The organism is Synechococcus sp. A10-1-5-1, assembly GCF_023115425.1.
Lineage (GTDB): Bacteria > Cyanobacteriota > Cyanobacteriia > PCC-6307 > Cyanobiaceae > Vulcanococcus.
On the sequence record NZ_CP096032.1, the window covers coordinates 493,709 to 513,757 of the forward strand.

Annotated in this window: 20 protein-coding genes; 10 read left to right on the forward strand and 10 right to left on the reverse strand. The window is 64.1% G+C overall.

All coding sequences use genetic code 11. From position 1 onward, the window contains the following. The first annotated feature begins 3 nt into the window (after window positions 1-3). The 7 genes from MY494_RS02600 to fmt all read left to right on the forward strand — a co-directional run bounded on the left by MY494_RS02600 (window position 4) and on the right by fmt (window position 6,789). A complete protein-coding gene (locus tag MY494_RS02600; protein WP_247911172.1) occupies window positions 4-642 on the forward strand; it encodes a flavin prenyltransferase UbiX in 639 nt (212 codons plus the stop codon). A gap of 20 nt (window positions 643-662) precedes the next feature. Next, on the forward strand, window positions 663-1,166 hold the full coding sequence (locus MY494_RS02605; RefSeq protein WP_247911173.1) for a hypothetical protein: 504 nt from the start codon (window positions 663-665) through the stop codon (window positions 1,164-1,166). Between the two features lie 44 nt (window positions 1,167-1,210). After that, window positions 1,211-1,639 carry a DUF2996 domain-containing protein gene (locus tag MY494_RS02610; RefSeq protein WP_247911174.1) on the forward strand — a complete coding sequence of 143 codons (429 nt, stop codon included), beginning with the start codon at window positions 1,211-1,213 and terminating at the stop codon, window positions 1,637-1,639. Between the two features lie 78 nt (window positions 1,640-1,717). Further along, window positions 1,718-2,815 (forward strand): magnesium-protoporphyrin IX monomethyl ester (oxidative) cyclase, encoded by a 1,098-nt coding sequence (gene acsF / locus MY494_RS02615; protein ID WP_247911175.1) that lies wholly within the window; start codon window positions 1,718-1,720, stop codon window positions 2,813-2,815. 205 nt (window positions 2,816-3,020) lie between these two features. After that, a complete protein-coding gene (locus MY494_RS02620; protein WP_247911929.1) occupies window positions 3,021-4,373 on the forward strand; it encodes a TldD/PmbA family protein in 1,353 nt (450 codons plus the stop codon). A 1-nt stretch (window position 4,374) separates the two neighbouring features. Further along, window positions 4,375-5,748: a TldD/PmbA family protein gene (locus MY494_RS02625; RefSeq protein WP_247911177.1), complete on the forward strand. Its 1,374-nt coding sequence runs from the start codon at window positions 4,375-4,377 to the stop codon at window positions 5,746-5,748. A 9-nt stretch (window positions 5,749-5,757) separates the two neighbouring features. After that, on the forward strand, window positions 5,758-6,789 hold the full coding sequence (fmt, locus tag MY494_RS02630) for a methionyl-tRNA formyltransferase (protein ID WP_247911188.1): 1,032 nt from the start codon (window positions 5,758-5,760) through the stop codon (window positions 6,787-6,789). On the opposite strand, the gene MY494_RS02635 is transcribed toward fmt, so the two are convergent. From MY494_RS02635 to MY494_RS02655, 5 genes are all read right to left on the reverse strand, one after another. After that, window positions 6,786-7,571 carry a DnaJ domain-containing protein gene (locus MY494_RS02635; protein ID WP_247911192.1) on the reverse strand — a complete coding sequence of 262 codons (786 nt, stop codon included), beginning with the start codon at window positions 7,569-7,571 and terminating at the stop codon, window positions 6,786-6,788. The genes fmt and MY494_RS02635 overlap by 4 nt on opposite strands. Before the next feature lie 6 nt (window positions 7,572-7,577). After that, entirely contained in the window at window positions 7,578-8,822 is a 1,245-nt protein-coding gene (locus tag MY494_RS02640; protein ID WP_247911930.1) for a DEAD/DEAH box helicase, read from the reverse strand. 208 nt (window positions 8,823-9,030) lie between these two features. Then, window positions 9,031-9,678: a hypothetical protein gene (locus tag MY494_RS02645; protein ID WP_247911193.1), complete on the reverse strand. Its 648-nt coding sequence runs from the start codon at window positions 9,676-9,678 to the stop codon at window positions 9,031-9,033. Continuing rightward, window positions 9,678-10,025, reverse strand: coding sequence for a DUF6464 family protein (locus MY494_RS02650; protein WP_247911194.1), 348 nt, complete (start codon window positions 10,023-10,025; stop codon window positions 9,678-9,680). Before MY494_RS02650 ends, MY494_RS02645 begins: the two co-directional genes overlap by 1 nt. Window positions 10,026-10,030: 5 nt before the next feature. Further along, complete coding sequence (locus MY494_RS02655; protein WP_247911195.1) at window positions 10,031-10,774, reverse strand: DUF475 domain-containing protein; 744 nt, start codon at window positions 10,772-10,774, stop codon at window positions 10,031-10,033. 62 nt (window positions 10,775-10,836) lie between these two features. Between MY494_RS02655 and MY494_RS02660 the strand changes: the two genes are divergently transcribed. Beyond that, window positions 10,837-11,649 carry a hypothetical protein gene (locus tag MY494_RS02660; protein WP_247911196.1) on the forward strand — a complete coding sequence of 271 codons (813 nt, stop codon included), beginning with the start codon at window positions 10,837-10,839 and terminating at the stop codon, window positions 11,647-11,649. On the opposite strand, the gene MY494_RS02665 is transcribed toward MY494_RS02660, so the two are convergent. Further along, on the reverse strand, window positions 11,603-12,328 hold the full coding sequence (locus MY494_RS02665; RefSeq protein ID WP_247911197.1) for a hypothetical protein: 726 nt from the start codon (window positions 12,326-12,328) through the stop codon (window positions 11,603-11,605). The two genes, MY494_RS02660 and MY494_RS02665, sit on opposite strands and share 47 nt — an antisense overlap. A gap of 92 nt (window positions 12,329-12,420) precedes the next feature. Between MY494_RS02665 and mfd the strand changes: the two genes are divergently transcribed. Continuing rightward, a complete protein-coding gene (gene mfd / locus MY494_RS02670; protein ID WP_247911198.1) occupies window positions 12,421-15,972 on the forward strand; it encodes a transcription-repair coupling factor in 3,552 nt (1,183 codons plus the stop codon). 75 nt (window positions 15,973-16,047) lie between these two features. Beyond that, the gene (locus MY494_RS02675) at window positions 16,048-16,236 is read left to right on the forward strand and encodes a hypothetical protein (RefSeq protein ID WP_247911199.1); all 189 of its coding nucleotides are present in this window, start codon (window positions 16,048-16,050) and stop codon (window positions 16,234-16,236) included. A 78-nt stretch (window positions 16,237-16,314) separates the two neighbouring features. Here the strand turns inward: MY494_RS02675 and MY494_RS02680 are convergent, their stop codons facing one another. The 4 genes from MY494_RS02680 to MY494_RS02695 form a co-directional block, all read right to left on the reverse strand. Further along, on the reverse strand, window positions 16,315-17,667 hold the full coding sequence (locus tag MY494_RS02680) for a S41 family peptidase (protein WP_247911200.1): 1,353 nt from the start codon (window positions 17,665-17,667) through the stop codon (window positions 16,315-16,317). A gap of 100 nt (window positions 17,668-17,767) precedes the next feature. After that, a complete protein-coding gene (gene ispG / locus MY494_RS02685; RefSeq protein WP_247911204.1) occupies window positions 17,768-18,991 on the reverse strand; it encodes a (E)-4-hydroxy-3-methylbut-2-enyl-diphosphate synthase in 1,224 nt (407 codons plus the stop codon). Between the two features lie 37 nt (window positions 18,992-19,028). Then, a complete protein-coding gene (locus MY494_RS02690) occupies window positions 19,029-19,628 on the reverse strand; it encodes a uracil-DNA glycosylase family protein (protein WP_247911205.1) in 600 nt (199 codons plus the stop codon). A gap of 10 nt (window positions 19,629-19,638) precedes the next feature. Next, window positions 19,639-20,028, reverse strand: coding sequence for a VOC family protein (locus MY494_RS02695; RefSeq protein ID WP_247911206.1), 390 nt, complete (start codon window positions 20,026-20,028; stop codon window positions 19,639-19,641). Window positions 20,029-20,049: the final 21 nt, after the last annotated feature.

The following is a 20,049-nucleotide window of genomic DNA, read 5'->3' on the forward strand; positions in this document are numbered from 1 at the left end:
CCCTTGAGTGACAGCAGCGCCAAGGCAGCGCCGCTGCCCATTGTTCTGGCGGTATCGGGTGCCAGTGCCCAACCCCTTGCGGAGCGGGCTCTGCAGCTCTTGCTGCAGGCCGGGGAGTCTGTGGATCTGATCGTCAGCCGCGGTGCCATCGGCGTCTGGCAAGCGGAGCTGGGGGTGCGGGTGCCAAACGAGCCATCGGCCCAGGAGGCCTTCTGGCGGGAGCGCAGCGGCTGCAGCACCGGTGAACTGCGTTGCCACCGCTGGAACGACCAATCCGTGTCCATTGCCAGTGGTAGCCATCGCACCCGCGGGATGGTGATCCTGCCCTGTTCCATGGGGACCGTCGGCCGCATCGCCTCGGGGGTCGCCACCGACCTGATGGAGCGGTGCGCCGATGTCCATCTCAAGGAAGGAAGGCCGCTGGTGATCTGCCCGCGAGAAACCCCCTGGAACCTGATCCACCTACGCAACCTCACCGCCCTGGCGGAGGCGGGAGCACGGATCGCACCCCCAGCCCCAGCCTGGTATCACCAGCCGCAATCCCTCGACGAGATGGTGGACTTTTTGGTGATTCGCGTGTTCGATTGCCTCGGATATGAGCTTGGTCAGCTGCAGCGCTGGACCGGGCCGATCCAGCCCTGAGGCACTGCATCGCCCCTGTGTTGAAACGCATCCTGCTGCTGCCGCTGCTCTCGCCGCTCCTGGCGACCCTGGTCGTAGGGGGCCTGAACACCAAACCCGCAGTCACGGTGCGCGTCCTGACCTGGACCTCCCCAGCTCTGCCCCTGGGCCTCTGGTTGGCGGGAGCCTCCAGCCTGGGGGCCGGCCTCAGCGCTGCCGGCGCTGCCTTGGCCCTTCAAGGATCAGGCCCTCAAATCCTGCCCAGACGCTCGGTACGCCGCCGCCCTGACCCTGAGGCCAGAGAGGGCCGCCCCCCTTTCGAGAGCGAAGACTGGGCCTTTGAAGCAGAACCCGAGCGTCCCCCCAGCGCTTGGGCAGGACCCAGCCGCGCGGCAGCGGAACCTGCGCCCACCGTCTCCGTTCCCTTTCGCGTGATTCGGCGAAGTCAACAAAGTCCAAGCAAGGAGCCCGTCAGCGCTGCGGCAGCTCCGGTGAGCACCGCTGATCCAGACGATTGGGGCAACAGCAGCCCTGAGGACTGGTGAGCACTCCCTAAAGTTCACCAACGTCTGGATTGAGGCCTTCGCCGGTGACCGATTCCGCCAAACCCGCACCACAGGCGGCAGACACCAAGCCAGCCAAGCCCGCGAAGCCCCCAGCCCCAGAAGACAAACCCTTCGCTGACTTCGTCCCGAATCTGCTGATTCCGGCGCTGGCCAAGGAAATCGAGGCCTACGGCGGTCCCAACTGCAGCCTGAGCTTCGAGCAGGGCCCCATGCCTGTCGTCGGCAGCGCCTGCTGGCAGGTCAAAGGCACCCTGCCCAGCGGCCGTCGCTTCTGGCTCTGTTTCACCAGTGAGTCCATCAGCTCTGCCAAGACCATTGCCCTGGCAGAGGCCGGAAGTGAACCCAGCCTGCTGGAGTCATTCTTGATTGATGAGAAAAAAATGACTCAGGCGCTGCTGGTCTCCCGCTTGGTGCAACGGCTCAACGGTCAGAAATGGCTGGGGGCGAACTAAGCCTGCGAGTGATGAAGGCGGTCAACGGGCTGACACCGAAGCCGCTTACGATGGGATCTGCTCCGCTCAAGCTGCCCGATGGTGCCTCCCACCGCCGTTGCCTCATCTGACGCCGCAACAGCCATCGGCACGCCCAATGCACCGGCCACCAAAGATCCGGTCAAGGACACAATCCTGACTCCGCGGTTCTACACCACGGATTTCGAGGCCATGGCTGCCATGGACCTCAGCCCTAACGCCGATGAGCTGGAAGCCATCTGCGAGGAGTTCCGGAAGGACTACAACCGTCATCACTTCGTCCGCAACGAAGAGTTCGAAGGCGCCGCCGACAAGCTCGATCCCGAGACCCGCAAGGTCTTCGTCGAATTCCTCGAGCAGAGCTGCACCTCCGAGTTCTCTGGTTTTCTGCTCTACAAAGAGCTGAGCCGCCGGATCAAAGAGCGCAATCCCCTGCTGGCCGAGTGCTTCGCGCACATGGCCCGCGATGAGGCCCGCCACGCTGGCTTCCTGAACAAGTCCATGAGCGACTTCGGTCTGCAGCTGGACCTCGGTTTCCTCACCGCGAGCAAGGCCTACACCTACTTCAAGCCCGAATACATCTTCTACGCCACCTATCTGAGCGAGAAGATTGGCTACTGGCGCTATATCGCGATCTTCCGCCACCTCGAGAAGAACCCCGACAGCAAGATCTTCCCGATCTTCAACTTCTTTGAGAACTGGTGCCAAGACGAGAACCGTCATGGTGACTTCTTTGACGCCCTGATGAAGGCCCAGCCCAAGAGCGTCACGGGCCTGCGCGCCCGCCTCTGGTGCCGCTTCTTCCTACTGGCTGTGTTCGCCACGATGTACGTGCGTGACGTGGCCCGTAAGGAGTTCTACGAAGCCCTCGGCCTCGACGCTCGCGAGTACGACAAGTACGTGATCGCCAAGACCAACGAGACCACCGCCCGGGTCTTCCCCGTGGTGCTGAACGTCGACCATCCGAAGTTCTACACGCGTCTTGAGCGCCTGGTGCGCAACAACGACAAACTCAGTGCCGCCGATCAGGGCAATGCTCCGGCTCCGCTCAAGGCCCTCCGCAAGCTGCCCTACTGGGCTGCAAACGCCGGCGAAATGGCCAAGCTGTTCTTTATGAATCCCATTCGCAGCGAGAACTACCAAGCCGCCGTGCGCTGATCCCTCCGTTCATCCGGAGTTCCCCCTCGGGGGAGAGGCCCTGGTCGCTTCGGCCAGGGCCTTCTTGCTAGGACCGTGATGGCCTGCAGCCGTCCATGCCCATCTGTCGACAACCCGCGTGATTGCCTCCATCCCGTCCCACGCAGAGCTGCTGCTCGGCCCCTTTGATCAGCGCTGGAGTCCCCGCCTCGAGTCCCTGTTGGCGATGGGCAAAGCCGCCGGAGCTGATCTCGTTGAGATCTTTCTTGAACGGACCGACCACATCGGGGTTCTCGCTGAACAGGACACGATCACCAGCGTCACTCCCGCCTTCGGCATGGGCGCAGGCATCCGCGTCTTCCGGGACCAGCGCGACGGCTTCGTCAGTACCAATGACCTCAGCGAAGCCGGACTATCCACAGCGCTCACCCAGGCCCTGGGAATGTTGGGGCTGGATGTCCAAGGGGCAGGACTGAGCGGGTTTGAGGGTTTACCGGCCCTCAGGGACTTTGCCCTGGACAAAGGTCTCTGGCTCAGCAGCTGTCCCGAGCTAACCGAGACCACCCAGAAACTGCTCGAAGGAACGGCCCAGCTGCAGCAAAAAGGCAAGCATCTGCAGGCACGCCGGGGCAGCTACGCCCGGGACTGGCAGGAAGTGATGGTGGCCGCCAGTGACGGCACCTTTGGACGGGACATCCGCCTCCATCAATCCGTGGGCCTCAATGTCCTGGCCGCCGATGGTGATCACCGCGCCGGGGTGGGGCGTCGGTACGGCACCTCTGATCGCCCGGACAATCTTCGCCAGTGGGATGTGGCCCAGGCCGCCGATGAGGTCTGCACGAGCGCCGGAAACATGCTCTATGCGGACTACGTCGAAGCCGGCCAGATGCCGGCGGTGCTCGCCAATCGCTTCGGCGGCGTGATCTTCCACGAGGCCTGCGGGCACCTGCTGGAAACCACCCAGGTGGAGCGCGGCACCACACCCTTCGCCGAGAAAGTGGGTGAACCCATCGCCCACGAGGCCGTGACGGCTATCGACGAGGGGCTGACCGGTGGCGCCTTTGGCTCCCTGTCCATGGATGACGAGGGGCTGGAGGCGCAGCGCACGGTGCTGATCGAGAACGGCGTCCTTCAGCGTTTCTTGAGCGACAGGGCTGGCGAACTGCGCACGGGCCATGCACGGACCGGCAGCGGCCGTCGCCAGAGCCACACCTTTGCGGCCGCCAGCCGCATGCGGAACACCTACATCGCAGCAGGTCCCCATCAACCGGAGGACCTCATTGCCTCGGTGGATCGCGGCCTCTACTGCAAGTCCATGGGCGGCGGAAGCGTCGGCCCCACCGGTCAGTTCAACTTCGCGGTGGAAGAGGGCTACCTGATTGAGGACGGCAAGCTCACCAAACCGGTGAAGGGCGCCACCTTGATCGGCGAAGCCAAGGAAGTGATGCCCCGCATCTCCATGTGCGCCAATGACCTGGAACTGGCCGCAGGCTTCTGCGGCTCCGTGAGCGGCAGCATCTTCGTGACCGTGGGGCAACCGCACATCAAGGTCGACTCCATCACCGTGGGGGGCCGCTGAAATGAGCAACACCAACCAAACCCTGAACGCCGAACAACTCCGGAGCCAACTGGAGGGAATCGCCAAGGAACACGGCATCCGTCAGTGGGACCTCGGAGCGGCCTGCAGCACGGACACCTCCGTCCAAGTCGACCGCGGGGAACCCAAGCAGCTCAAGGGAGCGCAGCGCAGCTCGATCACGATCCGCGTCTGGAACGGCGATGGCCTGGTGGGCACCACCAGCACCTCCGATCTCTCCCCCAGCGGATTGGAACGCGCCCTCTCAGGAGCCCGAGACGCCGCTTCGTTCGGCAATGCCAGTGAGACCCCATCGTTCTCACCCCTGGCAACGGCTCCCCTGACAAGCCTGGATCAACCCCTGCATCAGCCCCAGGGCATCCTCAAGCTGCTTGAGCAGCTGAAGGTCGCTGAACGGGATCTTCTGGGACGTCATCAGGCCATCAGCACCGTTCCTTACAACGGCCTGGCCGAGCGCAGCAGCGAGCGGATCTACCTCAACAGCGAGGGGGCCTGCCGCCAGCAGCAGATGACCACCGCCAGCATCTACCTCTATGCCCGAGCCGAGGAGAGCGGCCGCAAACCGCGCAGCTCCGGTGCCGTCCGTCTGGCCTACGGCGCCTCAGACCTCGACATCGCCGGCTGCATTGACGAGGCCGCCGAGCGAACCATCAGCCACCTGGATTACGCACCGGTGGAAACCGGTCGCTACACCTGTGTTCTCAGTCCAGAAGCCTTCCTTGATCTGGTCGGCGCCTTCAGCAACCTCTTCAACGCCCGCTCGGTGCTGGATGGAGTGAGCCTGAGCCAGAGGGACTCCATCGGCCAAAGCCTGGCGGTGCCCTTCCTCTCGATCCACGACAACGGGCTGCACCCGGGCAACATCGGCGCCTCAAACTTCGACGGCGAGGGAACCCCCACCCGCAAGCTGGCCCTGCTGGAGGGCGGAGTGCTGAAGAACTTCCTGCACTCCGAAGCCACAGCGCGCGCCTTTGGCGTTGAACCCACCGGCCATGCCGGCTTGGGCGCCAAGGTCTCCGTCGGTCCCGATTGGTTTGAGATTGGCCCCACCCCTGGCAGCAACGGAGGGCAGAGCGGCTTAGATCGCTTCAAGGCCGATCAGCCGATCATTTGGATCGACTCCCTCTCCGCCCTGCATGCGGGCGTCAAGGCCAGTCAAGGGTCCTTCTCCCTCCCCTTCGATGGTTGGTTGATCCAAGGCGGGGAAGCCCGTTCGATCGAAGCGGCCACCGTGGCTGGCGATATCCGTCAGGTGCTCAACGCCATCGTCGGCTTCGAAGGCGAAGCCAAGGTGACACCCGACGGGCTTTGCCCGATGGTCTGGGTGGAGGGGCTCTCGATCACCGGCGAGGCCTAAACGCAAGCGATGCGGATCCTCTTCTGGGGTACTCCGGCCTATGCCGCCACCAGTCTCGATGCGCTGGTGGCAGCCGGACATCAACTCGTCGGGGTCGTCACCCAGCCGGACCGTCGGCGGGGGCGCGGCAAGGCGCTCGTGCCCTCACCTGTGAAGGCCCGGGCCACTGAACTCAAGATTCCCGTCTTCACCCCGGAGCGAATTCGAAGGGATCCCGAATGCCAACGGCAGCTGGCCGAGCTGGGGGCTGATGTCTACATCGTGGTCGCCTTCGGCCAGATCCTTCCGCCGGAGGTGCTGCAGCAACCGCCCCTGGGCTGCTGGAACGGCCATGGATCCCTGCTCCCCCGCTGGCGCGGCGCCGGTCCAATTCAGTGGTCTCTGATCGAAGGCGACGCACAAACGGGGGTCGGGATCATGGCGATGGAGGAGGGACTCGATACCGGACCGGTGCTGCTTGAACGCGCCATCCCGATCGGTCTACTGGAGAACGCCCACCAACTGGCCGAACGGCTGGCACGGCTCACCGGAGAGCTTTTGGTGGAAGCTCTACCCCTGATCGAGGCAGCTGGCGCGGGACCTGAACAGGTCCGATTGGAGCGCTTAGGGGTTCGCAGCCAACCGGACGAGGGAATGACCTACGCCCGGATGCTTGTGAAAGAGGACTTCCAGCTGGATTGGACGGCTTCGTCCCTGGAGATCCACCGCAAGGTGATGGGGCTCTATCCCGGTGCAGCCAGCAGCTGGAAGGGCAAACGCCTCAAGGTGCTCTCCAGTGAACCCCTGATCAAGCGTCGATCTGGGGAACTGAGCCCGGAAGCCTCAGCATTGGCCGAGCGCTGGGGGCTCAACCCAGGAGAGACCTCGACCCACACACCCGGAACCGTGCTGGAGTGCGTCGAGGCCACTGGCCTGGTGGTGGCCAGCTCGGGCTGTCCCCTCCTGATTCGAGAAGCCCAGCTGGAAGGGAAAAGTGCCAGTCAGGGAACCCAGCTGCTCCAGCAACTCGGGGCGGTCCCCGGCGATCGCCTCGGCGACTAGGCAACAAGGAACTGATAGGCATCGTTGACCCGCCGAAACGCTTCAGCCGTTCCGCCCACATCTGGATGGTGCTGTTTCACCAACCGGCGATGGGCCTGCTTAATCGCCTGCCTGGACGCCCCCCACTCCAACCCCAAGACCTGAAGAGCCGCCACCGTTCGGGCATCACGGCCACGAGGATCGGCTGAGCTCCCCGTCTTGCTCTGGCGATCCGTGTGGCGCTGATCACTGCGGGTCCTGCGATCTCCACCCCTGCTCTGACCCTGCCGCTGACGCAGCTCCAGGACGACACGCTGGGGATCGTCATCGAGCCACTCGATCGCGCTGACGCCATAGAGGGCAAAAGCCGCCAATACGGCACAGCGCCTCTTGTTGACAGGGCTTGGGATCGCCGCGAACAGGTCCCGGCCAAGTCCGGGCACCAGGTGATCCAGGCGCTGCTGCAGCGTCAGCTGCGGCAGAAAACTGCTGCGGTTCAGCTGCTCAATGAGCTGCTCCAATCCCGCCAGGCGCAAAACAGCCCAGCCCTTCTGCTCCGCCAGGGCCACTCCCCAACGCTCCACCTGGGCAGCACACACAAGCGGGTCGGGCTCTGCGGGTTCCTGCCATCGCCAGCGCTGCCGGCTCGGTTCAGGCCTTTGGCGGAGCGACTCCAACTGCCTGCGCAGCTGACGCACCTCCCGCCTCAGGGCCTCGTTCTCTTGGAGCAGCGCATCGACGTTGCTGGTGACCCGCTGCTGGGGCCGAGGCTCTGCGGACCAGCGCCTGGGATCAAATCCCACTCAAGATCAGCCGCGGCGCGAGGACGAGCGTGCCGCTGGGCGCCCTCCGCGGCTTGCACCACTCCGCCCCCCTCCAGGACGTCCTGAGGAAGGGCCACGACTGGACCCACCGCGATTGGAGCGGCCGCGCCCACCACTGAGATCCAAGGGAGGTGCCGAGAGCACCGTGGGCTCAAAGCCCGGGATCTCCTGCTTCGGCAATTTCTTACCCGTGAGCCGTTCAATCGCCCGCAACAGCTCGTGCTCCTCAGCGGCCACCAAGGAAACGGCATGGCCACTGTGGCCAGCCCGGCCTGTGCGGCCGATGCGGTGGACGTAATCCTCTGCCTGGTTCGGCAGATCGAGGTTCACCACATGGGGGAGCTGGTGAATATCGATGCCGCGGGCGGCGATGTCGGTGGCCACCAAAACCCGCAACTCGCCGCTCTTAAAGCCAGCCAGGGCACGGGTGCGGGCCCCTTGGCTCTTGTTGCCATGGATCGCGGCAGCCGCCATGCCCTCAGCACTCAAGCGTTCGGCAACGCGATTGGCTCCATGCTTCGTGCGGGAGAAGACCAGCACCTGCTGCCAGTCATTGCTGGCAATCAGGTGGCAGAGCAGATCAGCCTTACGCCCCATATCGCAGGGGTGAAGGATGTGCTCGACCGTGGTCGCCGTTCGGTTCTCAGGGGTGACCTGAAGTTGGACGGGCTCATGCAGCAGGCCCGTTGCCAGCCTGCGAATCGAGGATTCGAAGGTGGCGGAGAACAGCAGGTTTTGGCGCTTGGGGGGGAGCAAGCGCAGAATTTTTTGAATGTCGCGGATGAAGCCCATGTCGAGCATCCGATCGGCTTCATCGAGCACCAGGATTTCGACGCGATCGAGGCTGATCGCCCCCTGCTGCACCAAATCCATCAAGCGGCCAGGCGTCGCCACCAGCACATCGGCTCCGGCCTGCAGGCGCGTGATCTGGGGATTGATCTTCACCCCGCCAAAGACCACATCGGAACGCAGGTCCAGGTTTCTCGAGTAGGCCTTGACGTTGTCGGCCACCTGAGCCGCCAGCTCGCGAGTTGGGGTCAGGACCAAAGCCCGGACAATCCGTCCCCGGGCATGGGGACCATGGCGCAGCCGCTCCAGCATCGGCAGGGTGAACCCAGCGGTTTTGCCCGTGCCGGTTTGGGCAGCCGCCATCACATCCCGACCCGCCAACACAGCCGGGATGCACTGCTGCTGAATCGATGAGGGCTGGCTGTAGCCCTTTTGCAGCACGGCCTCAACGATCGGCCGACCCAGCCCGAGCGCCGTAAAGGGGGACGCCGCTAGCTGCTCCTCATCCACAGGCGGCAGGGCCACGGCAGCCTCCACCGCGGCAGCGCCTGCCGTAGGCAACCGCTTCACCGGAGCCGGCCGGCTCCGACGCCGGGGAGAACGATCGGGGGAGGAGATAAGCAAACCTCACGAAGCTTCACCCTACGGCTCAGGACTCGGTGTACAGCTGCCTGGCCTGCTCGAGGCTGAGCTGCACCTCCGCATCACTGAGAACCGAGGCTTCCGGCCAGTGCTGATCCAGCCATTGGCGGAGCGGCGGAAGTTCCTGCAGGAAAAAGCTCTCCTGGGCTGCCAGGACCCGAAATTTCAAGAACTCCAGCAGGCGAGCCCGCAAGCGGGCGACCGCAATCAACTGGCAACGGGCAGGATCCACAGCCAACTCCAGGGCTGAGCCAGCCGTCAGCTCTGGCAGCCACGGTGCCAACAGCTCCAGGCGGCCGTCCCGTTGGAAATGGCGGACCTTGGTCTCGGGATGGGGGTAATAAATCCAACCCTCGAGCTGCTCGCCTGAGCCCTGGCGGAGGAGAACACGCCAGAAGGAAAAGGTCTCTGGCGGATGCAGTGGCGTCCACTCCAACTGCTCAAAACACCAGTCGGGCTGACGCAACGCCCAGCGACAGCCAGGGAAATCAAGATTGATCGTCCCCTGGACGCAACCGGAGAGGTCCAATCCCCCCTGCAGAAAGAAAGGAGACTGCAGGGCAATGGTGCCGGCGGGATAGGGGCTGTCGCTCGACGATCCCGAAGCCACCCCATGGCCAGCGGCCACGATTCCCCGGTGCCAGGTCCAGTCCATCAACTCTCGCTGCGCAAACTGTGGTGAGCGCAGCGCTCACAGGGACCTGCAGGCAAAACCGCGCAACGAAGCAGCGGAGAGCGGGCATTGAAGTGACAACTGGGGTCCCCAATCACCCAGCGCCCCTGCCACCACCGGGCATCCACCGGGCGACGTTGAGCCTTGACCTGAAGGGCGATCGAGCTGAGCTCATAGCGGCCGTCCCGCAGCTGATAGCGGTGATGGCGCTGCAGCACCAGATAACTCCGTTCAGGCAGCTCCAGCCAGCGCCCGGGATGGGGCACATCCTCCAGTTCGAGTCGATCGATCAGTTGGTTACTGCCGGCCTGACGCAGTTCAACGCGCATCGGCCTTAACCCTCCGCTTCCTCAGCCAAGGGCTCGCTGTTGCGCTTGGAGAACCCCCAAGCGAACAGCAGGGCCACGATCCCAAGCAGCCCCCATTCAGGAGGAACGAATTGGGGCGCAGAAAGGCGAAGGAGCAAGCGGATGCCCACCAGACCGACCGCCAGATAGCCCGCTGATTCGAGATGGCGGTAGACCTCGAGCCAACGGATAAAGAGCCCGGAGGTCAGCCGCAGGGCCACCACCCCCAAGACCCCACCGGTCATAACCAACAACAGGTTGTCGCTGACGGCCACCGCGGCAGCAACGCTGTCGAGCGAGAAGGCCAAGTCCGTCAACGCCAGGGTGACCACCACCCCCGAGAGCCCCTTCTGGGCCACCTCTGCGCTGGGGTCATCACCTTGGCCCTGCTCCTCCTCCACCTGAGAGTCACCCGGCCTCAAGTTGGTGACACAAAGCCACAGGAGATAGCCCGCCGCCAGCATCTGCAGCGGCCAGAAGTCCAGGACCCACCGGGCCGCCGCGATCAACACCAAGCGGAACACCAGAGCAAGCCCCAGGCCAAGGTTCAGGGCCTGGGCTTGCAGTTTCGGGTCATGCAGCCGGCGAGAGATCGCCGCCAGGGCAATCGCGTTGTCAGCCGAGAGGACCGCCTCGAGGGCCACCAGCAGCGGCAAGAGCAGCAGCAACTCCCCCCACTGATCGGCCGCTTGGATCAGGGGTGAGAGGGATGGAATTGACTCCGCTTCCATTCAGTTGCTGCAGAGGATTCCAAGGCCAGCCAGTGTAGAAACGCGGAACCGAGATCCAGAGCATGGAGAGCAGCCTGTCCTTTCGGGCGCGTCTGGTGCACGCCGAGGCCGGCAAGCGCGTGGTTCAGCTCAGCGCCTGGCAGGGTTCCAGCTGCCTGGGCAGTGCCCTGGGGGAAGCGGAGAGTGCCGAGCTCGCGGAGGAGAGAGCCCTTGAGAGGCTGCAAGCTCGCCTGAATCAACCCCCTGCCCAGCAGCACCAGCCTCCGAATCCGCCACCGCAGCCCGAGGCCCCCGTGCGGCACCCCGTCGTGCGGCGCCCCCCTGCTGAGGACTCAGCCGAACCGATCCAGGCGCAAGCTCCAACTGCTGAGACGATTCAGCCGAGCCTGCCCCAGGCACAATCCCAACCCGAAGCGCCTGCTGTTACCGCTGAACCGCAGGAACCCGCCGCGGACCCTGAGGACTGGAGCGACGAACTCGCTGAAATCGACATCCAGCTCAAACGACTGGGGTGGGACAGGAACCAAGAGGGGACCTATCTGCAGCGGGCCTTCGGCCACCCCAGCCGCAACCGAATCACCAACTACACCGACCTGGCGGCCTATGTCCGCAGCCTGAGGGACCTCAAGCCCAGCACTGACCCAGCCGCAGCCTCGATTCCCCTGCGGCGGCGCGATCTACTTAGCCAAAGCGATGACTTGCTCGCTGCCTTGCAGTGGGATGCCAACCGCGGCCGGCAGGCCCTTGAGCAGCAGTTCAAACTCAGCAGCCGTCAGCAATTGAGTGACGAGCAGCTGTTGGAGTTCAACATGCAGCTGGAAACCACCCTCATTGGCTCCGGCAGTGGCGAGCCAGCAGCTCCCACCCCAGGTTGAGCTGCTCCTGGTTGGCGTAGGCCTCCTCCTCCAGCAACCGCTGCTCCCGTGAGGCCTTGGCATAGAGGGGTTGCTGCAAGTGGCGGCGACCTGACGCGCTCAGGCTGCGGCTCAGGCCCAGCAACCGCGGCCTGGCGTAGAGCGATCCGCCTTTGCAGCTCTGGGCCACATGGATCGCTTCGTGGTTTAGGACCCGCGCGAAATTGACCGTCCCCTTGGAGGCGACATCCGGACGCAAGCGCAACTCACCGCGACGCGGATTCCACTCACCGGCTGCTCCCTTTTGCTTGGGTTGCCGCACCACCAGCACCACGCCGCTGCGCTCCAGCTGCTCTAAGAGCAATGCAATCGCCTCGCGCTCGGTCCGGTAGCTGGGCGGATGGGCCATCAGCTGCCGCAACTGCACCGTGGACAACGGCTTCTCCCCAAGCCGGCGCCTGTAGGTAATCCGCTGGCCCCCGCTTGGGAGGCGCTCCACCCTCGGCCGCCAAAGCAGATCTGCCCGATCCAGCCAATCAAATAACGGCCGCTGACTGGAGGCTGTCAGTTGCCAATTGAGGGGCAAGGCCAAGGGCGCCTCAGCATCGGTGCTGCTGGCCTGGGCCACGTCCTCCTGGAGCGGCTTGGCGTCACGCTGCAGCCAACTCAAGCCAGCGCCGGCCAGGAGAAGAACCGCCAACGACAGCCACAGAGGGCTCCCTCGCATTGCTGCAGCCGGCCTCGGGACCTCTCCATTGTCTTGCCAAGATGGTCAGCTGTGCTTTGAGCCCCATGCCCCTCTCCGCCCTGGTGCGCCAACTGCAGCAGGTGCCCCTCAGTGGAGAGGTCCTGCAGCGGTGTGGCCGGGACGAGCGGCTACGGCTATCCGGCGCAGGACGAGGAGCCCGTGCCTTGATCAGCAGTGTCCTGGCCAGCTGCGCTGAGGCTCCGCTGCTGGTGGTGGTTCCCACCCTGGAGGAAGCCGGACGCTGGGCGGCCCTCCTGGAGCTGATGGGCTGGGGTAGCGCCCAGCTGTATCCCACCAGCGAGGGCAGCCCCTACGAACCCTTTGATCCCACCAGCGAGATCACCTGGGGACAACTGCAGGTCCTCAGCGAACTCCTGGATGCCGGTAGCCGCTGCGCCATCGTCGCCACGGAACGATCCCTGCAGCCTCACCTACCGCCGCCGGCGGCCCTGCAAGCCCAGTGCCTCAGCCTGCGCAAAGGGGATGAATTTGATCTCGAGGCCCTCGGTGAAACCCTGACCCGGCTCGGCTACGAGCGGGTCACGAGCATCGAGCAGGAGGGCAGCTGGAGCCGCCGCGGCGACATCGTCGACGTCTTTCCGGTCAGCTCAGAACTCCCCGTTCGACTCGAGTTTTTTGGCGAAGAGCTGGAGAAACTGCGGGAATTCGACCCCGCCAGCCAACGCTCCCTCGATCCCATCGAGGTGGTGCGGCTCACCCCCAGCGGCTACGGCCCCCTCATTGCCGACGCCCTGCGCGAGGGAATGCCGGAGGGCCTCGATCAGCTGCTCAGCCCCGAGGCCACCGAGCAACTGCTGGAGGGGGGAACACCGGAGGGGATGCGACGGCTGATGGGCCTGGCCTGGAGCGAGCCTGCTTCCCTGCTGGATTACCTACCCGAAGGAACCCTGATCGCCATCGATGAGCGGCGCCATTGCCTCTCCCACGGCCAGCAGTGGTTCGACCATGCCATCGAGCATCACGCTGAAGTCAGCGCGGAGCTTGGCGTCGAGCTGCCGGCCGTGCTCCACCGCAGCCCCGAGGAGGCCCTGGCCGCCGCTGAGGGCTTCCAAGGGTTTGACCTGGCGGAACTCCAGGAAAGCGACAACCACCCCAACAACTTCGACCTCTCCAGCCGGCCCGTTCCGGCCTACCCCAACCAATTCGGCAAGCTCGCCGAGCTGATCAAAGGCTTCCAGAAGGACAAGGCCCGGGTCTGGCTGCTCTCCGCCCAGCCCAGCCGCGCCGTAGCCCTACTCGAGGAACACGACTGCATCAGTCGCTTCGTCCCGAACCCGGCCGATCACCCAGCGATCGATCGGCTGATCGAGCAGAACACCCCCGTCGCCCTCAAGACCAAGGGCACCGCCGAACTCGAGGGTCTGCAATTGCCGGCCTGGAAGTTGGCGTTGATCACCGACCGGGAATTCTTCGGGCAACACTCCCTGGCGGCGAGTGGCTACGTCCGCCGCCGGCGCAAGGCAGCCAGCCGGACGGTGGATCCCAACAAGATGCGTCCGGGGGATTTCGTGGTGCACCGCAACCACGGCATCGGCAAATTCCTCAAGCTCGAGAAGCTGGCGATTGGCAACGAGGCCCGCGATTACCTCGTCGTTCAATACGCCGATGGCCTACTGCGGGTCGCCGCGGACCAGCTGGGCAGCCTCGGTCGATACCGGGCCACCAGCGACAACCCCCCAGATCTCAACCGGATGGGGGGGACCGCCTGGAACAAGGCCAAAGAGCGTGCGCGCAAGGCCGTGCGCAAGGTGGCCCTCGATCTGGTCAAGCTCTACGCCGAACGGCACAAGGCTCCGGGCTTCGCCTTCCCGGTCGATGGCCCCTGGCAGAACGAACTCGAGGATTCCTTCCCGTACGAGCCCACACCGGATCAGGTCAAGGCCATTTCCGATGTCAAACGGGACATGGAGCAACCCCAGCCCATGGACCGACTGGTCTGCGGCGATGTGGGCTTCGGCAAAACCGAGGTGGCGATCCGGGCGATCTTCAAGGCCGTGACCGCCGGTAAGCAGGTGGCGATGCTCGCCCCGACAACCGTTCTGGCGCAGCAGCACTGGCGTTCGCTCTCCGAGCGCTTTGCCCCCTATCCGATCAAGGTCAGCTTGCTGAATCGCTTCCGCACCACCAGTGAGCGCAAGGTGATCCAAGAGGGGCTCGGCGAGGGCACCGTCGACGTGGTCGTCGGCACCCACCAACTCCTGGGCAAGGGCACCCAATTCAAGGAACTGGGACTGCTCGTGGTGGATGAAGAGCAGCGCTTTGGCGTCAACCAGAAGGAAAAGATCAAGGCCCTGCGCAAGGACGTCGACGTCCTGACCCTCTCGGCAACCCCGATCCCGCGAACCCTCTACATGAGCCTCTCGGGGGTGCGCGAGATGAGCCTGATCACCACCCCCCCGCCGCTGCGCCGTCCGATCAAGACGCACCTGGCGGCCCTGGATGAAGAAGCGGTACGCAGTGCCATCCGCCAGGAACTCGATCGTGGCGGTCAAATCTTCTATGTGGTCCCTCGGGTGGAGGGCATCGAAGAGGTGGCCGAAGGGCTGCGGCAGATGATCCCCGGCCTACGGCTCCTGGTCGCCCACGGTCAAATGGCGGAAGGCGAACTGGAGAGCGCCATGGTGGCCTTCAACGCCGGCGAGGCGGACCTGATGCTCTGCACCACGATCGTGGAGAGCGGCCTGGACATTCCTCGGGTCAACACGATCCTGATTGAGGACGCCCACAAGTTCGGCCTCGCCCAGCTCTACCAGCTGCGGGGTCGCGTGGGCCGCAGCGGCATCCAGGCCCACGCCTGGCTCTTCTATCCAGGGGACGCCTCCCTCAGCGATGCGGCACGGCAGCGCCTGCGCGCCATTCAGGAATTTGCGCAGCTGGGCAGCGGCTACCAACTGGCCATGCGCGACATGGAGATCCGCGGGGTGGGCAACCTGCTGGGGGTCGAGCAGAGCGGCCAGATGGAGACCATCGGTTTTGACCTCTATATGGAGATGCTCCAGGAATCCCTGGCGGAAATCCAGGGCCAGGACATCCCCGCGGTGGATGACACGCAGATCGACCTGCAGCTCACCGCCTTCATCCCCGGCGACTGGATCAGCGACAACGACGAGAAGATGGCCGCCTATCGCGCCGCGGCCGACTGCAGCAGCCCCGATGGGCTGCTGCAACTCGCAGCCGACTGGGTGGATCGCTATGGCGCGATCCCCGCGCCGGTCATCTCCCTGCTGCAGCTGATGGAGCTCAAGCTGCTGGCCAAGCGCTGTGGCTTCTCGCGGATCAAGCCCGAGAAACCCAACATTGCGCTGGAAACGCCCATGGAGGAGCCGGCCTTCCGCCTGCTGCGCCAGGGATTGCCCCAGCACCTCCATGGCCGACTGGTCTACCAGGCCGGTTCGGGCAGTACAGCCAAGGTCTTGGCCCGGGGCCTTGGGGTCCTGCCCATGGAGAAGCAGGTGGAGGAGCTCATGAACTGGCTCAAGCAGATGGTCGAGCAGATCCCTGGTGCCGATGGCCTCACGGAAGCCCAGCGAGCCGAGCAGCTCAAAGCCAAAAACGAGGCGGTGCTGGCGGTCTAAGCCAACTGGGCCCCAAAGATGAGCGCCCAGCGCAAAAGTCCGTTACAATTCGGTGAAGCAATGTAACGGACACTCATGGGTCCCGGCCTCGGCGAAGTCATCGACCTCAGCACCGGCTTCGGCGGTGGCCTGAGCTTGATCTCCGGACTCATCAGCATGGTGGCCTTGGGTGTCTATGCCGTGCTCCAGTCGGACACCGGCAATGACGACGACGACTCCACCCCTGGTGGCGGACTTATGCAACCGGTCGGAAGCGGCGCCTGAACTCAACGCCCTAGAGCCTTCTCTTCAGCCCGCGGCCCATGCCGTGGGCTTTTTTGCGATCGCCTGTAGTGATCTCGCCTAGTGAACCGGCGCCGCCAGCGCCGCAGGCACATTGGCACTGGCGGGGTTGTAGGTCCGCGACTTGGTCAGGGTGTTAGCGGCCTTCACCTGCTTAAGGAGAGTGGACTCAGCCACGCGGTACTGACTGTCCTTCTGCGTTCCCAGATCCTCCAGCCGCAGGGATTGGATCTCGCGGGCGCTCAGCTTGGCGCGCACATCAGGATCAATCCCATGCTTGTGGATATCTCGGCCGCTTGGGGTGAGGTACTTCGCGATGGTGACGGTCATCCCCGAACCATCAATCAGGCCGCGAACCGACTGCACCAGGCCCTTACCGAAGGTTGTCTCACCCACCAAGACCGCTCGATGGTTGTCCTGTAGGGCACCGGAGAGGATTTCACTGGCACTGGCTGAGCCTTCATTGACCAGCACCACCAGAGGACGCTCGGTCAAGGCACGACCAACAGCCCGCTTGGTGTCTTGGATGCCGTCTCGGGTCTTGGTGGAGACGATCACACCTTCATTGAGCAACTGACGGGCGATCGTGATGCTGGCCACCAGCAGACCGCCGGGGTTGCTGCGTAGATCCAGCACATACCCCTGGACCTGCTGCTTCTCCAGATCCTTCAACGCCTTCGCCATGTCCTTGGCGGCATTGGCGTTGAACTGCTTCAGGCGGATGTAACCAATCTTGGTGCCATCGGCACTGGTATTGACCTGGGTATCGACCGCATGGAGCTCGATCCGTGCCCGCACAAGGGGGGTGTCCAGCAGCTTCCCGTTGCGGCGCAGCTGCAAGGTCACGGTGCTGCCCGCCTTGCCACGAATCAGCTTGACCGCATCCTCGGTCGTCATCCCCTTTGTGCTCTTGCCATCGATGGCGGTGATGACGTCCTTGGGCATCACACCGGCGCGGGAGGCCGGAGACCCTTCAATCGGACTGACGACCGTCAGCTCTTTGGTGTCCTTGTCAAGGCTCAGCTGGATCCCAACCCCGGAGAGCTCCCCCGAGGTATCGATCTGCATCTCCTTGAACTCACGCGGATCAAGGAAGCGCGTGTAGGGGTCGTCGAGGGTGGCCAACATCCCTCGGATCGCCTCGTAGCTCTCCTTGGTGCTGCCATAACTCTTGGAGAGCACCTGACGACGCAGGTCTTTCCATCGATCCGAGGTGTATTTGCCGTTGGTATCGAGATAGTCCCGAAAGACGATCTGCCAGGTCTGGTCAATGACTTCCTTCGGGCTATCGCTCACCAGCGATGCCGCACTGGGCAGCAACAACGGCGGCAAAGAGATGGCACCAACGGCACCGGCACCGGCCAGAACAAGCAGGGCACGATGACGGGTGCGGAGGCCGCGTGGCTGGGTCATCAATGCGCTCCTGACAGGGGAGATTTCTTCAAATTAGCTCCAGTTTCCCAACCTCAGTTGGCGTGAAAACCGGAGAAATCTGAGGGTTAGCCGAGGTCCCTTAAGGATCGACCCAACGGCCGTCTTCCTTGATCAAGGCAATCAAGGCATCCACGCCCTCAGCCTCCGAAACGCGGCGAATCTCATCGCGGCCGCGATACAGGGCAATCACCCCTGGGGTTTTGCCGACATAGCCGTAATCGGCATCAGCCATCTCACCAGGACCGTTGACGATGCAACCCATCACGGCAATGTCCAGACCCGTGAGGTGTGCCGTCGCGTTCCGCACCTTGTTGAGCACATCCTCCAGGTTGAACAGGGTGCGTCCGCAGCTGGGGCAGCTGACGTACTCAACCATGGTCTTACGCAGACCCAGGGACTGAAGAATCGAGTAGCAGACAGGAATCTCTTTCTCCGGGGCCTCGGTCAGCGACACCCGAATCGTGTCCCCCAGGCCATCGGCCAGCAGGGTGGCAATGCCGGCGGTGCTCTTGATGCGGCCGTAGTCCCCATCTCCGGCCTCGGTCACGCCCAGGTGCAAGGGGTAGTTGAAACCTTCGGCATCCATCCGATCGGCCATCATCCGGTAGGCGGCCAACATCACCGGTGCCCGTGAGGCCTTCATCGACACCACGATGTTGTGGTAGTCGAGGCGATCACAAATTCGGATGAACTCCAGGGCGCTCTCCACCATCCCAAGGGGTGTGTCGCCGTAGGTGAACAACATCCGCTCCGCCAGGGAGCCATGGTTCACGCCGATGCGCAGCGCCTTGTCCTGTGCCTTCAGCAGGCTGACCAGGGGCTCAAAGGTCTCAGTGATTCGATCACCGATCTGAGCGATTTCGTCAGGTGTGAATTCGGTCCGATTCGGATCAGGCTTGTCGAAAACGAACAAACCCGGGTTGATTCGAACCTTGTCGACATGGTTCGCCACTTCCAGGGCGATCTTCATGCCGTTGTGGTGGACGTCCGCCACCAGGGGGACCGGCTGATAGCTGTCCTCCAGGCGTTTGCGGATCTCGCCCATCGCCTTGGCATGGGCCAAGGAGGGCACGGTGACGCGGACGATTTCACAGCCCGCTTCGTGCAGGCGGCGAATGCCCGCGGTTGCACCCTCGATATCGAGCGTGTCCTCGTTGATCATCGACTGCACCACGACGGGGTGCTCGCTTCCGATCCAGAGGTCACCAACGCGAACGCTGCGGGTCTTGCGGCGGCGGATGACCGTGTCGTAACGGGAGGACAGCTGCCCCGCCTCGGGCGTTGCGATTGAGGAGGCAGTCATGGCAGCAGCGTTGGGCAGGCCGAGTGGGCCAAGCCTGTCACAACGGAGCGTCCAATTGGGCCAAGCGGCGCTGCACATCCTGCAGGTCCTGCCAGGTGAGCCACTTGGGGGCCCCCCGCTCCTTTGAGGGATTCCGCAACAAATAGGAGGGATGGAAGACCGGCATCAACCAGCGGCCTTCCCACTGGCGCCACTGACCGCGGATCTTGGTCATCCCGCCCTTAATTCCCAGGAGGCCCTCCACGGCTGTCGCCCCGGCCAAGAGGATCACCGCCGGATCCACAAGGGCGATCTGACGGTCTAACCAGGGCTTACACGACGCCATCTCGAGGGCCGTGGGCTTGCGGTTCTCCGGTGGACGGCACTTCACGATGTTGCAGACATAGGCATCGCGATTGCTGTCGATGCCCACGCTCTCGAGCATTCGATCCAGCAGTTGGCCCGAGCGACCGACAAACGGCTGACCCTGCTCGTCCTCCTGGGCACCCGGACCCTCACCAATCACCATCAGGCGCGCCTGGGGGTTCCCGCGACTCACCACCACCTGGGTACGGCTTGTGCCCAACTTGCACAGGCGGCAACCGTCACAGGTCTCCGCCAAGGCCGCCAAGTCCTGCTCGAGGGAGGTGGCAGTCATGGCGATGCAATCACTCGCCTGCCTCTCTAGCAATCAGCAGCAGGGCATTGCCTTCGGGATCGTTCAACCAGGCCTCCCAGCCAAAGGGCTCCTGGCGCGTGGGCTCCACCAACTGGGCCCCATGCTCTTGAGCCCGGGCGACCGCTGTGCTCAGTGCCAGCTCACCGCCCAGAAGATGGATGGCCAAGGCCAGACGTCCGCGCTGCCGCGGCAGGGGCCTGGAGCGACTCGGGGCATAGATCTCAAGCCACCCTGAGCCAGGCAGCGGCACCCTCCAATGGGTCTGGCTCAACCCCCGCTGCACTCCAGCGCCGCTGACGGCGCCGTAGAAGCGGGCCAGGGATGCAGGCTCATCGGCCGCCAACACCAGGCCAACGGACGGGGGTGGCTGTGAAGACATCGGATGAGGGGCCCAGCATGC